15 protein-coding genes are annotated in these 13,046 nt (G+C 60.8%); 4 read left to right on the top strand and 11 right to left on the bottom strand.

Annotation, left to right across the window (positions count from 1 at the left end; genetic code table 11):
• Positions 1-127 precede the first annotated feature (127 nt).
• Genes C5F71_RS12065 through exbB form a run of 3 tightly spaced genes read right to left on the bottom strand, consistent with a single transcriptional unit; the run spans position 128 to position 2,316 of the window.
• Positions 128-874 carry an energy transducer TonB gene (locus tag C5F71_RS12065; protein ID WP_029289840.1) on the bottom strand — a complete coding sequence of 249 codons (747 nt, stop codon included), beginning with the start codon at positions 872-874 and terminating at the stop codon, positions 128-130.
• A complete protein-coding gene (exbD, locus tag C5F71_RS12060; protein WP_029289838.1) occupies positions 871-1,296 on the bottom strand; it encodes a TonB system transport protein ExbD in 426 nt (141 codons plus the stop codon). Before exbD ends, C5F71_RS12065 begins: the two co-directional genes overlap by 4 nt.
• A 6-nt stretch (positions 1,297-1,302) precedes the next feature.
• Positions 1,303-2,316, bottom strand: coding sequence for a tonB-system energizer ExbB (exbB, locus tag C5F71_RS12055; protein ID WP_104911194.1), 1,014 nt, complete (start codon positions 2,314-2,316; stop codon positions 1,303-1,305).
• A 190-nt stretch (positions 2,317-2,506) separates the two neighbouring features.
• On the opposite strand from exbB, the gene C5F71_RS12050 reads away from it, so the two are divergent.
• Positions 2,507-3,358 carry an NAD-dependent epimerase/dehydratase family protein gene (locus tag C5F71_RS12050; protein ID WP_104911193.1) on the top strand — a complete coding sequence of 284 codons (852 nt, stop codon included), beginning with the start codon at positions 2,507-2,509 and terminating at the stop codon, positions 3,356-3,358.
• A 99-nt stretch (positions 3,359-3,457) separates the two neighbouring features.
• Here C5F71_RS12050 and C5F71_RS12045 read toward each other — a convergent pair whose 3' ends face one another.
• The 6 genes from C5F71_RS12045 to C5F71_RS12020 form a co-directional block, all read right to left on the bottom strand.
• Positions 3,458-4,201 (bottom strand): hypothetical protein, encoded by a 744-nt coding sequence (locus tag C5F71_RS12045; RefSeq protein WP_104911192.1) that lies wholly within the window; start codon positions 4,199-4,201, stop codon positions 3,458-3,460.
• Between the two features lie 55 nt (positions 4,202-4,256).
• A complete protein-coding gene (locus tag C5F71_RS12040) occupies positions 4,257-4,637 on the bottom strand; it encodes a RidA family protein (RefSeq protein WP_025130815.1) in 381 nt (126 codons plus the stop codon).
• A gap of 38 nt (positions 4,638-4,675) precedes the next feature.
• Positions 4,676-6,781 carry a bifunctional GTP diphosphokinase/guanosine-3',5'-bis pyrophosphate 3'-pyrophosphohydrolase gene (spoT, locus tag C5F71_RS12035; RefSeq protein WP_029289828.1) on the bottom strand — a complete coding sequence of 702 codons (2,106 nt, stop codon included), beginning with the start codon at positions 6,779-6,781 and terminating at the stop codon, positions 4,676-4,678.
• A 60-nt stretch (positions 6,782-6,841) separates the two neighbouring features.
• Positions 6,842-7,105 carry a DNA-directed RNA polymerase subunit omega gene (gene rpoZ / locus C5F71_RS12030; RefSeq protein ID WP_003176920.1) on the bottom strand — a complete coding sequence of 88 codons (264 nt, stop codon included), beginning with the start codon at positions 7,103-7,105 and terminating at the stop codon, positions 6,842-6,844.
• A 167-nt stretch (positions 7,106-7,272) separates the two neighbouring features.
• Entirely contained in the window at positions 7,273-7,893 is a 621-nt protein-coding gene (gmk, locus tag C5F71_RS12025; protein WP_070994054.1) for a guanylate kinase, read from the bottom strand.
• 10 nt (positions 7,894-7,903) lie between these two features.
• Complete coding sequence (locus tag C5F71_RS12020; protein WP_029289822.1) at positions 7,904-8,767, bottom strand: YicC/YloC family endoribonuclease; 864 nt, start codon at positions 8,765-8,767, stop codon at positions 7,904-7,906.
• A gap of 233 nt (positions 8,768-9,000) precedes the next feature.
• Between C5F71_RS12020 and rph the strand changes: the two genes are divergently transcribed.
• Together rph and C5F71_RS12010 are read left to right on the top strand one after the other, a co-directional pair.
• Positions 9,001-9,723 carry a ribonuclease PH gene (gene rph / locus C5F71_RS12015; protein ID WP_104911191.1) on the top strand — a complete coding sequence of 241 codons (723 nt, stop codon included), beginning with the start codon at positions 9,001-9,003 and terminating at the stop codon, positions 9,721-9,723.
• A gap of 23 nt (positions 9,724-9,746) precedes the next feature.
• Entirely contained in the window at positions 9,747-10,115 is a 369-nt protein-coding gene (locus tag C5F71_RS12010) for a DUF4870 domain-containing protein (RefSeq protein ID WP_029289818.1), read from the top strand.
• Between the two features lie 58 nt (positions 10,116-10,173).
• Here the strand turns inward: C5F71_RS12010 and C5F71_RS12005 are convergent, their stop codons facing one another.
• A complete protein-coding gene (locus C5F71_RS12005) occupies positions 10,174-10,953 on the bottom strand; it encodes an exodeoxyribonuclease III (protein ID WP_029289816.1) in 780 nt (259 codons plus the stop codon).
• A gap of 82 nt (positions 10,954-11,035) precedes the next feature.
• Here C5F71_RS12005 and pyrE point away from each other — a divergent pair, with 82 nt between their 5' ends.
• On the top strand, positions 11,036-11,680 hold the full coding sequence (gene pyrE / locus C5F71_RS12000) for an orotate phosphoribosyltransferase (RefSeq protein WP_070994053.1): 645 nt from the start codon (positions 11,036-11,038) through the stop codon (positions 11,678-11,680).
• 441 nt (positions 11,681-12,121) lie between these two features.
• Here the strand turns inward: pyrE and argB are convergent, their stop codons facing one another.
• On the bottom strand, positions 12,122-13,027 hold the full coding sequence (gene argB, locus C5F71_RS11995; RefSeq protein WP_029289812.1) for an acetylglutamate kinase: 906 nt from the start codon (positions 13,025-13,027) through the stop codon (positions 12,122-12,124).
• Positions 13,028-13,046 lie beyond the last annotated feature (19 nt).

Genomic DNA, 13,046 nt, shown 5'->3' with positions numbered 1-13,046 from the left:
GAACTAGAGTGGGGATTGAGCGGTTTGTGCGGGGGATTTTGCTTAACGCTCAAGCGGGTCCTAAATGTGAGAGGAGGCTTGTCGGATCGCCGCACCGCCGCGATCCGACAAGCCCGTTCCCACTGGGTCAGCGGCGGCGCTTCTCGATGTTGTAGACAAACGGCGCAACGATTTCGATGCTGCCGTTTTTCAACATATCGGCCGGTGGCTTGGGCAGCGGCTGGGCACGACGGATCATCTCCAGGGTAGCGCGGTCCAGATCGGCGTTGCCGGAGCGGCCCACCAGCTCATAGGACAGCACCTTGCCTTCGGCATCCACCACGAACCGCAAGCGGTTCAAGCCTTCCTTGCCACGGGCCTGGGCGCCTGGCGGGTACTTCTTGTACTTCGCCAAGTGACCGAGCAGCGTACTTTCCCACGTTGCCTTGGCCGCGATCTGCGCCGGCGAAGGGCCGGGTTGCGGCTGCGCCGACTTTTCCGAAGGCGCATTATTCGCCGGGCTTTCGCTTGGCGGATCTTCGGAAGGTTTCTCCTTGGGCGGCTCGATCTTCTTCTCAGGCTTGGGCGGCTGTGGCTTGGGCTTGGGTTTGACCGGCTTGGGCACGGAAATCGTCGGCTTGGGGGCCTCTGCCAGTTTCGGCAATGGCAGCTCTTCCACCGGTGCTGGCGGTTGTGGAGGCGTCACCACCTTCGGCGGGGCCGGAGGCGGTGGTGCCGGCAGCGGCGCCAGGTCGATGACCATGGCTGCCGGTGGCAACTGCACCATATGTGGCGCCGACCACTGGTACGCGAGGATGATCGCGACGGCGTGGACGCCCAGCACGACGGCGAGGCTGGTGCCATAACGCGTCAGTTTGTGGCGCGTCGTGATCATTTTTTGGCTGCCGTCTCAAGTCCGACCAGACCGACCTTGAGGTAGCCGGCTGCCCGCAGGGCATCCATCACGCTCATCAGGTCGCCGTAGTCCACGCCTTTGTCGGCCTGGAAGAAGATCGTCGTGTCTTTCTTGCCCTGGGTACGGGCGTCGAGCACCGCACCGAGGGTTTCGGATTTGACTTCTTCTTCGCCCAGGAACAGGCGCTGGTCCGCCTTGACGCTGAGGAACACCGGTTTCTCCGGCCGGGGCGCGGGTTTCGCGCTGGAGGCGGGGAGGTCGACCTTGATGTCCACCGTAGCCAAGGGTGCTGCCACCATGAAGATGATCAGCAGCACCAGCATCACGTCGATAAACGGCGTGACGTTGATTTCGTGGTTCTCGACGAGCTCGTCGTCACCTTGATTCAAATGCAGGCCCATGGCCGATTACCCCACTTTCACCATGTGCGGTTGCGAGCTGCGCTCGGTAGGCAGGTGATCGAGGTCACGGCTGACCAGCAACAGGACTTCTGCCGAAGCGTCCGACACCTGGGCCTTGTAGCCGGCGATCGAACGGGCGAACACGTTGTAGATCACCACCGCAGGAATCGCGGCGACCAGGCCCAGCGCAGTTGCCAGCAGGGCCTCGGCGATGCCGGGGGCGACAACGGCGAGGTTGGTGGTCTGGGTCTTGGCGATGCCGATGAAGCTGTTCATGATGCCCCACACGGTACCGAACAGACCGACGAACGGCGCGGTGGAACCGATGGTTGCCAGCACGCCGGTGCCGTTGCTCATGTTGCGACCGCAGGCCGCTACCAGGCGCTCGAGGCGGAAGCTCACGCGTTCCTTGATGCCTTCTTTTTCGCGGGTGTTGGCCGACAGGCGCATTTCTTCCAGTGCGTCGTGCACCAGCAGGTGCGCCAGGGTGCCCTTGATGGCCGCGCTTTCGCTGGCTTCTTTAAGGGTGGTGGCTTTTTTCAGGTTGACGATTTCATTGCGCAGGCGGCGTTTGGCGCCCAGCAGTTCGAAGCCTTTGGCGATCCAGATGGTCCAGGTGATGATCGAGGCGATGGCCAGGCCGATCATCACGATCTTCACGATGATGTCAGCGTTCTGGTACATGCCCCACGGCGACAGGTCGTGTGCCATGCCCAGGGTGTTGTCTTCTTCCAGGACCACACCGGTTTCATCTTCCGGGGTCACACCCTCGGCGGCGACCGGGTCGGTGGCGGCAGGTGCGGCAGCCGGGGCACCTGGTACGGCGGCATTTTGCTCAGGTGCAGCGGCCGCAGCCGGGGCTGGTGCCGTAGCGGCAGGCGGGGTCGCCGGCGCCGTGGCATCTGCAAACGCGGCGGTCGGTGCCAGCAGGGCGCTGAACAGCACCGCAGCAATCGCGCGCCAGGCGCGGGATGGGCTGTGAGGCTTGGTTGGCGAAGCGGGGTGGTTATTGCGTGTCATGCTGGCCGGACCTGAGAGTTGAAAATAAGTAGTTGTCCTGCCAGGCCGGAGGACGGCCGAGGACAAATGGGCGGTTATTATTGCAAGTAATTCTTGTTAACAGAAGTAATACAGTAACTTTATTTGTGCTTTTTCTGGCCGCTGGTCACCTGTGAGGGCTAATCTAGACCTTTGAGAACGGAGTTTTGTGATGTCTGCGCCTTCTGTGGTGATTGCCGGTTGTGGTGATGTAGGTAGTCGGCTGGCGAGTCAATTGCTGGCCGCGGGATGGGAGGTTCATGGCCTGCGGCGCAATGTCGCGCGCTTGCCGGAAGGGGTGATCGGCATCGCCGGCGACCTGTTCAATAAAGAGTGTCCCGACACGTGGCCGATCGGCGGCGTGGATTACCTGGTGTACTGCGCCGCTGCAACCGATCACGACGAGGCGGGCTACCGCAAGGCTTATGTCCAGGGCCTGCAGCATGTGCTGGAGTGGCTGGGCGACTATGGTCAGGAGCCCAAGCACCTTGTTTTCGTCTCCAGCAGCAGTGTCTACGGCCAGCAAAACGGTGAATGGGTCGATGATACCTCGCCCACCCAGGCCGTCGGCTATTCCGGGCAGGTGATGTTGGAGGCCGAGCAAGTGGCGTTCGACAGCGGTATCCCGGCTACGACTGTGCGCTTGACCGGGATCTACGGGCCTGGACGTGAATGGTTGTTGAGCCAGGTGCGCCAAGGCTATCGCGTGGCGGTCGAGCCGCCTTTATATGGCAACCGCATACATGTCGATGACGCGGCAGGCCTGCTGGCTTATCTGCTGCTGCATGTAGAGCAGGGCGGAGCGTTGGAGAAGGTCTATATCGGTGTCGACAACGCGCCCGCACCGCTGGCCGAAGTCGTTGACTGGCTGCGTGGCTACCTTGGGGTGACCGAATGGGCCGAAGACGCCAGCGTGCGCCGCGCGGGCAGCAAGCAGTGCAGTAATGCGCGGGCTAAGGCACTGGGCTGGACGCCCACCTACCCGAGTTACCGCGAAGGCTACGCGGCCATCCTCAAAGGCTGAGCACTACCGCCTTGAGTGGGAGCTGGCTTGTCGGGTCGCCGCATCGCTGCGATAGCATCACCTTGGTGTCAGTGACACACCGAGGTGCCTGCAGTGACTTTACTGTTTATCCAGCAACCACTGGCGTGGCCCCGGGGTGAACGAAGGTACTTCGTCGGCCTGGGACGTATTGATCGCCTGGAAAATCTCCAGTTGCTTGTCATTGCGGCTGAAGATCCACGGGTTGCCCTGGCCGCTTTGTTGCAGCCAGATGCTGTCGTAGCCACCGCTCATGGAGGCGCAATCGCCGGCCAGGCACAGTGAGTATTGGTCTACGCCGGGCAGGCCGGTGACTTGGCCGTTGGCCTGGAACTGCACCGTCGCGCCGACGCCATTGCCGCTGGTGATTTTCCAGCTACCGCCCATATAGGCCGAATACAGCGCCCGTTCGAAGTTGGCACCCAGGGGCGCGCCTTCGGGAGCAGGGTCCTTGGGCCGGTCAAAGAGCTGTTCGGGCTCATTGTCGTTGGCCACTTGCAGCAACTGCTTGCCATCACGCTTGAGTTCGGTGGTTGAGCTACCGTAGAAATCGACATTCCAGGTGCCTGACTTTTCACCTTCCAGCGTGCCTTCAGGGCGTTCAAAACCGTTGAAGTAGCGCGCTTGGTTGGCCCGGGTATTGACCTCCCATTCGAGGTTCGGACCATAGGCCTGCAGGGCTTCACGCAAAGGGCCGCCCTTGGACGCCGCATCGATGGCGACCTGGTTGATCCAGGTGCCGCTCACATCCCGGGCGGCAGGATTGCTGGCGCAGCCGCCAAGGAACAGGGTGAGCAGCGTGGAGGCAACGAGCGCTTTGCGCATTACGAAATCCTTTTAAAACGAAGTCGGCGCAACCCCTGGGGTTGCGCCGAATGTATTACTCGATGACCAGAATCGCGTCCATCTCAACCTGCGAACCCTTTGGCAGGGCGGCAACGCCAATGGCGGCGCGGGCTGGGTAGGGTTGTTCGAAGTACTTGCCCATGATCTCGTTGACCTTGGCGAAGTGGCTCAGGTCGGTGAGGAAGATGTTCAACTTGACGATGTCCTTGAACGAACCGCCCGCTGCTTCGGCTACCGACTTGAGGTTTTCGAAGACTTGTACGGTCTGGGCTTCGAAGCCTTCAACCAGCTCCATGGTCTTTGGGTCCAGTGGGATCTGGCCGGACATGTAGACGGTGTTGCCCGCCTTGATCGCCTGGGAGTAAGTACCGATGGCAGCAGGTGCCTTGTCGCTGGTGATAACAGTCTTGGTCATGAATGACTCCTTGTAATGTCCGGGCTATAGGGGAGGCATTATGCGCGCATGCGAGTGATGCGGATAACCCCGGTCAGGGCACGCAGTTTCTTGATCACACGGGCCAGGTGCACACGGTCGTGCACGCTGACCACCAGTTGGACCACGCTGATGCGACCATCGCGTTCGTCCATGCTGATTTTTTCGATATTGCCGTCGGCCGCGTTGACACTGCTGGCCAGCAAGGCGATCAGCCCGCGCTGGTGCTCCAGCTCCACTCGCAGCTCGACGTTGAATTCGCCGGTCACATCCTTGGCCCATGACAGCTGGATGCATTTTTCCGGGTTGTGGCGGATTTCGCTGATATTGCGGCAGTTATCCAGGTGCACCACCATGCCTTTGCCGGCAGACAGGTGCCCGACAATCGGGTCGCCCGGGATCGGCGTGCAGCACTTGGCATAGCTGAGGACCAGGCCTTCGGTGCCGCGAATGGCCAGCGGGCCTTCGGGGCTTGGCAATTGCTCGCCTTCGCCCAACAGGCGACGGGCGACGACATAGGCCATGCGGTTGCCCAGGCCGATATCTTCGAGCAGGTCTTCGATGGTTTCCTGGCGGTACTCGTGGAGGATCGCCTGCACGCGCTCGGCGGGGATTTTCTCCAGGGAGCTGTCAAAGCCGTTGAGTACCTTGTTCAGCAGGCGTTCACCCAGGCTGATGGACTCGGACCGGCGTTGCAGCTTCAGCGCATGGCGGATGTGGGTGCGCGCCTTGCCGGTGACCACGAAGTTGAGCCACGCCGGATTCGGCCGGGCCCCCGGCGCGCTGACGATCTCCACGGTGGAGCCGCTTTGCAACGGTTCCGACAGCGGGGCCAGGCGACGATTGATCCGGCACGCGATGCAGCTGTTGCCGACGTCGGTGTGTACCGCGTAGGCAAAGTCGACCGCCGTGGAGCCCTTGGGCAGCTCCATGATCCGGCCTTTGGGCGTGAACACGTAGACCTCGTCCGGGAACAGGTCGATCTTCACGCTTTCGATGAATTCCAGCGAGTTGCCGGCACGTTGCTGCATTTCCAGCACGCCCTTGACCCACTGGCGGGCGCGGGCATGGGTGCCTTTGGGCTGCTCGTCGCCGGTGGATTTGTACAGCCAATGGGCGGCGATGCCGTTATTGGCCATCTCTTCCATTTCCCGGGTGCGGATCTGGATCTCGATCGGCACCCCATGCATGCCAAACAGCGTGGTGTGCAATGACTGATAGCCGTTTGCCTTGGGGATGGCGATGTAGTCCTTGAAGCGCCCCGGCAGGGGTTTGTACAAATTATGTACAGCGCCCAACACGCGGTAACAGGTATCGACCTTGTCGACGATGATCCGGAACGCATACACGTCCATGATCTCGTTGAAGGCCCGGCGCTTGCCGCGCATCTTCTTGTAGATGCCGTAGATATGCTTCTGCCGCCCGCTGACTTCGCCTTCAATCTCGTCGATTGCCAGGCAATGGCTCAGGGACTCTTCGATCTTGTTGACGATTTCCTTGCGATTGCCCCGGGCGCGCTTGACCGCCTGGTAGATGCGCGCCGAACGCATCGGGTGCATGGCCTTGAAGCCGAGGTCTTCGAACTCGATACGAATGGCATGCATGCCCAGCCGATTGGCGATGGGCGCGTAGATTTCCAGGGTTTCCTTGGCGATGCGCCGGCGTTTTTCACCGGACAGCACTTCCAGCGTGCGCATGTTGTGCAGCCGGTCGGCCAGCTTGACCAGGATTACCCGGATATCCCGGGCCATGGCCATGGCCATCTTCTGGAAGTTTTCCGCCTGGGCCTCGGCCTTGGTCTCGAAGTTCATCTGGGTCAGCTTGCTGACCCCGTCGACCAGGTCGGCCACGGTTTCGCCAAATTGTGCGCTGAGCGCTTCCTTGGCAATACCGGTGTCTTCGATCACGTCATGCAGCATCGCGGCCATCAGGCTTTGATGGTCCATGTGCATGTCGGCAAGAATATTGGCCACCGCAAGAGGATGGGTGACGTACGCCTCGCCGCTACGGCGGCGCTGGCCGTCGTGGGCTTGTTCGGCGTAGAAGTACGCTCGGCGGACCAGGTTGACCTGGTCGGTGCCGAGGTAGGTCGATAAGCGATCGGCGAGGGCGTCTATACTCGGCAAAGTGTTAACTCCTGCCGAAGGCTGTGACCCCGCGCCGTGCTACGTCGACCAGGCATAGGCTTAGACGGCCTCGTTGGACTCGTCCTCGAACGCTGCAAACAGCGGTTCGTCTTCAACGATTTCGGCGTTGGCGATGAACTCGTAGCTCATCAGGCCTTCAGCGATTTCACGCAGGGCTACAACGGTAGGCTTGTCGTTTTCCCACTGGACCAGGGGCTCTTTGCCGCCAGTGGCCAATTGACGGGCACGCTTGGTAGAGAGCATGACCAGCTCAAAGCGGTTATCCACGTGTTCTAGGCAGTCTTCAACGGTTACGCGGGCCATGGTATTCCTCGGAGCGAATGCAAGATGCGCGCTGCCCGGTTGGGCGAGCGGACTCAACAGTTTAAAAAATCACCAGCGTTTAGGGAAGCGCTGATTTTGCGCAGGCCCCGGCAAACACGCTACAAGTGCCAATGTAAGGCCCTTGCAGCGGTTTTGGGAAGAGCCATTCAACCGAGCAGTTCGGCCAACAATTTGCCAAAACGCTGCTGCTGGCGTTTTTGCTGGAGCTGATTGGCGCGGAAAATCGCCTTCAGGTCGTCCAGGGCGTGGGCAAAATCGTCGTTGATGATCAGGTAGTCGTAGTCCACATAGTGGCTCATTTCGCTGACAGCTTCGCGCATGCGCCCGGCGATGACCTCTTCGCTGTCCTGGCCGCGATTGTTCAGGCGCTGGTGCAAGGCTTCCAGTGAAGGCGGCAGGATAAAGATCGAACGCGCCTTGGGCATCAATTGGCGGACCTGTTCGGCGCCTTGCCAGTCGATTTCCAGGATCAGGTCGTGGCCTTCGTCCAGGGTCTGCTGCAGGTGGCTCTGGGACGTGCCATAGAGGTTGCCGAACACTTCGGCGCGCTCCAGGAAGTCACCGTGCTCGATCATCTTCACGAACTCGCTGCGCTCGACGAAGTGATAGTTCACACCGTTCACCTCACCGGGGCGCATGGCGCGGGTGGTGTGGGAGACCGATACGCGGATCTCCGGGTTGGTGTCAGTCAGGGCCTTGACCAGGCTGCTTTTGCCCGCGCCCGAGGGGGCGGAAATGATGTACAGGGTGCCGGTGCTGTGGGTCATGGGAGTTGCCTTACTCAATATTCTGTACTTGTTCGCGCATTTGCTCGATCAACACTTTGAGGTTGACCGCAGCCTGGGTGCTGCGCGGGTCGAAGGCTTTGGAGCCCAGTGTATTGGCTTCGCGGTTGAGTTCCTGCATCAGGAAGTCCAGGCGCCGACCAGCGGCACCGGCCGACTTGAGTACGCGACGCACCTCCAGGATATGGGTGCTCAGGCGGTCGAGTTCTTCGGCGACGTCGCTTTTTTGCGCCAGCAGGACCATTTCCTGTTCCAGGCGTACCGGATCGAGGTCGGCCTTCATGTCGGTGAAGCGGTCGAGGACTTTCTGGCGCTGGGTGGCCAGCATTTGTGGCACCAGCTCGCGCAGGGTCACGACGTCTTCTTCGATGGCAGTCAGGCGCTCATTGATCAGGCGGGCCAGTTCGGCGCCTTCGCGCTCACGGCCGGCCTTGAGCTCCTTGAGGCCCTGGTTGAACAGGGCCAGGGCCTCGGCGTTCAGTGCCTGCGGGTCAGTGGCGTCAGCCACCAGTACGCCGGGCCAGGCCAGGACTTCCAGGGGGTTCAGTGCCGCCGGCTGCTTGATCAGGCTGGCAATCGTTTCAGCGGCAGCGACCAACTGTGCAGCGCGCTCGCGATCAACCTGCAGTGGCTTGCCGGTGGTTTCCTCGGTAAAGCGCAGGGTGCATTCCAGCTTGCCGCGTGAGATGCCCGCGCGCAGGGCTTCGCGCACGACGCCTTCAAGGTCGCGAAATGACTCGGGCAGGCGCAGGTGCGGCTCCAGGTAGCGGCTGTTGACCGAGCGCAACTCCCAGCTCAGGGTGCCTTGGGCGCCGGCTTTTTCGACGCGGGCGAAGGCGGTCATGCTATGCACCATGGAGGTACCTCGCGATACAGTCCCGCAAACGGGCGGGCTGGTAGGTAGATTGAAGCCGACTGGCTGCGAAGGCGCAGGATTGTAGCGCAACGGGGCAAGCGCCCCCAAATGCTGGCTGTGACAAAGGGTGCCCAGGGCCGCCCTTTGGTAACCGAATTTATTAGCAGTGCCGCGAAGCGGCCTGCGGCTCTATAATGCTCGGCAGTTTTTCGTCCTCAGTACAGGTATCCCCTATGAAACGTCCAAGTGGTCGCGCTGCCGATCAGCTCCGCTCGATCCGCATCACCCGCAACTACACCAAACACGCCGAGGGATCTGTACTGGTCGAGTTCGGCGATACCAAGGTCATCTGCACCGTCAGCGTTGAAAACGGCGTGCCGCGTTTCCTCAAGGGCCAGGGCCAGGGTTGGTTGACCGCCGAATACGGCATGTTGCCGCGCGCCACCGGCGAGCGTAACCAGCGTGAAGCCAGCCGTGGCAAGCAGGGCGGTCGCACCCTGGAGATCCAGCGCCTGATCGGCCGTTCCCTGCGCGCTGCGCTGGACATGTCCAAGCTGGGCGACGTCACCCTGTACGTCGACTGCGATGTGATCCAGGCCGACGGCGGCACCCGCACCGCGTCCATCACTGGCGCCATGGTCGCGCTGGTCGATGCGCTGAAAGTGATCAAGAAGCGCGGCGGCCTGAAAGGCGGCGACCCGCTCAAGCAGATGATTGCAGCTGTATCGGTGGGCATGTACCAGGGCGAGCCTGTGCTGGACCTGGACTACCTGGAAGATTCGGCGGCCGAGACCGACCTGAACGTGGTCATGACCAGCACCGGTGGGTTCATCGAAGTGCAGGGCACCGCCGAAGGCGCGCCGTTCCAGCCAGCAGACCTGAACGCCATGCTGACCCTGGCCCAGAAAGGTATGAGCGAAATCTTCGAACTACAGACCGCCGCACTGGCTGACTGAAACCCGCCTCAAGGAGCAACGCCATGAGTGACAACCAGCTTCCTGTGCCAGCCCAGACCAAGGAAGTGCGCCAGTGGGCCATGCTCTGTCACTTCGCGGCGTTCCTTGGCCTGGTGTTCCCCTTCGGCAGTGTGCTGGGGCCTTTGATCCTGTGGCAGGTGAAGAAGGACATGGATCCGTTGATCGATGATCAGGGCAAGGAAGCGCTGAACTTCCAGCTGACCGTGGCCATTGCCTGGCTGGTCTGCTTTGTCCTGGGTTTTGTGATCATTGGTTTCCTGATGATGGCGGTGCTGGTGATTGCCGCGTTGGTGCTGACCATCATTGGGGGCATCAAGGCCAATAAAGGCATTGCCTACCGTTACCCGTGCACATGGCGATTGATCAAATAATGATCGCCCACAAAAAAACCGACAGCGCTGTCGGTTTTTTTGTACCTGGAACATGACCTCAGATGGTCAAGGTCCAGTCGTAATCCACGATCAACGGCGCGTGTTGCGAGAAGCGCGGTTGACGCGGCAGGCGTGCGCTGCGGACAAACCGGCGCAGGCCGGGGGTCAGCAGTTGGTAGTCAAAACGCCAGCCCAGGTTGAGCATCTCGGCCTGTTCGTTGTCCGGCCACCAACTGTACTGGTCACCTTCACGGCTGACTTCACGCAGGGCATCTACATAGCCCATGTTGCCGACAATCTCGTCCATCCAGGCCCGTTCCGGCGCCAGGAAGCCCGGGGATTGCTGGCTGTCGCGCCAGTTCTTGATATCCAGCTTCTGTTGCGCCACGTACAGCGAGCCACAATAAATGTACTCGCGGCGTTTGCGTCGCTGTTTATCCAGATAACGGGCGAAATCGTCCATTAGCTTGAACTTCTGGTTCAAGTCTTCATCGCCGTTCATCCCCGAAGGGAGCAGCAAGGTAGCAATACTGACTTTGTCGAAATCGGCTTGCAGGTAGCGCCCGTAGCGATCGGCTGTCTCGAAGCCGAGGCCGCTGATGACCGCCTTGGGTTGCAACCGTGAATACAGAGCCACGCCACCTTGGGCAGGGACTTCGGCATCACAGGCATAAAGGAAGTAGCCATCCAGTTGGAAGGCTGGGTCGTCCAGTTCAAAGGCGGAGGCGCGCGTGTCCTGCAGGCAGATGACGTCGGCATTCTGGGCTTGCAGCCAACTGAGCAAACCACGCTCGACTGCAGCCTGAATACCATTAACGTTCACACTGATGATCCGCATAAATGGCCCCAAAAATCGCGTGCGTGTATGATACACGCCGTCTACCTATTTAGCTAAATCCGTGGTATCTGAGGCTTTTTTCATGCAGGCGTATCAACGCGATTTCATTCGTTTTGCCATCGATCGCGGGGTTTTGCGCTTCGGTGAGTTCACCCTCAAGTCCGGGCGCACCAGCCCATACTTCTTCAATGCCGGCCTGTTCAACTCGGGTTCTGCCCTGGCGCAGCTGGGGCGTTTCTACGCTGCCGCCATCGTTGAAAGCGGTATTTCCTTCGACGTGCTGTTTGGCCCGGCCTACAAAGGCATTCCGTTGGCTGCCGCAACCGCGGTGGCCCTGGCTGAACATCACGACCGGGATCTGCCATGGTGCTTCAACCGCAAGGAAGCCAAGGCCCACGGCGAAGGCGGCAGCCTGGTCGGCGCTCCGTTGACCGGTGATGTGCTGATCATCGACGACGTGATCACCGCCGGCACCGCGATCCGCGAAGTGATGCAGATCATTGCATCCCAGGATGGCGCCAAGGCCGCTGGCGTGTTGATCGCGCTGAACCGCCAGGAGCGTGGCAACGGTGAGTTGTCGGCGATCCAGGAAGTGGAGCGTGACTTCGCAATCCCGGTGGTGAGCATTGTCTCGCTGAACCAGGTATTGCAGTTCCTCGAAGACGACCCCCAGCTCAAGCAACACCTGCCGGCAGTACGGGCGTACCGCGAGCAGTTTGGCGTCTGACGCAACCCCTTGTAGCTGATGAGCTCGTGTAGGAGCGAGCTTGCTCGCGATGGCGGTAGTACATTCAACACTGATGTTGACTGACAAGCCCTCATCGCGGCATAGGTATCTACACAACTTTCAGAAACTGACGAACTTTCCTGTGGCGAGCGGGCTTGCCCCGCGCTGGGCTGCGAAGCAGCCCCAAAACCAGCCGCTGCGGTGTATCTGGTACAACGCATTTGGCTTATTGGGGCTGCTTCGCAGCCCAGCGCGGGGCAAGCCCGCTCGCCACAACTGCGCTATTTGCCTGGATCTAGGCGTTGCGGCAAAGTTGTGTAGATACCTATGCTCATCGCGGGCAAGCCCGCTCCTACAGGGGATCTCCACAAGGCTGCAGGTCGGCGCACATAAAAAAGCCCCCGTTCAACCAGGTTGAACGGGGGCTTTTTGTTTCAGCGGTCAGGGACGCTTGCGATTGCTGATCAGCGTGCCCATGCCGGTATCAGTGAAGATTTCCAGCAACACCGCGTTCGGCACCCGGCCATCGATGATCAGCGAGCTGCCTACGCCACCTTGCACGGCTTCCAGTGCGCAGCGGATCTTCGGCAGCATGCCGCCGTAGATGGTGCCGTCGGCGATCAAATCGTCGACCTGCTGGGTAGTCAGGCCGGTCAGGACCTTGCCTTCCTTGTCCATCAGGCCGGCAATGTTGGTCAGCAGCATCAGCTTCTCGGCCTTCAGGGCCTCGGCTACTTTACCGGCGACCAGGTCGGCGTTGATGTTGTAGGACTCACCATTGGCACCCACGCCGATCGGCGCGATCACCGGAATGAAGTCACCCTTGACCAGCAGGTTCAGCAAGTCGGTGTTGATGCCGATCACTTCGCCTACCTGGCCAATGTCGATGATTTCCGGCTGGGTCATCTCCGGGGTCTTGCGGGTCACGGTGAGTTTCTTCGCCCGGATCAGCTCGGCGTCCTTGCCGGTCAGGCCGATGGCGCTGCCGCCATGACGGTTGATCAGGTTGACGATGTCTTTGTTCACCTGGCCGCCAAGGACCATCTCCACCACGTCCATGGTCTGCGCATCGGTGACGCGCATACCGTCGATGAAGTGACTCTCGATGGACAAGCGCTTGAGCAGGTCACCGATCTGCGGGCCGCCGCCGTGGACCACCACCGGGTTGATCCCGACGGCTTTCATCAGCACGATGTCGCGGGCAAAGCCGGTTTTCAGCTCGTCGCTTTCCATGGCATTGCCGCCGTACTTGATCACCAGCGTCTTGCCGACGTAGCGTCGAATGTAAGGCAGCGCTTCGGAAAGGACCTTGGCGGTGTTGGCGGCGGCTTCGCGTTCGAGGGTCATTCAGGGCTCCGGGGCAAAT

It is taken from the genome of Pseudomonas sp. LG1D9 (genome assembly GCF_002949995.1).
GTDB classification, from domain to species: Bacteria; Pseudomonadota; Gammaproteobacteria; order Pseudomonadales; family Pseudomonadaceae; genus Aquipseudomonas; species Aquipseudomonas proteolytica.
Note: the sequence above shows the minus strand (reverse complement) of the source record. Positions and strands in the feature narration are given on the sequence as shown.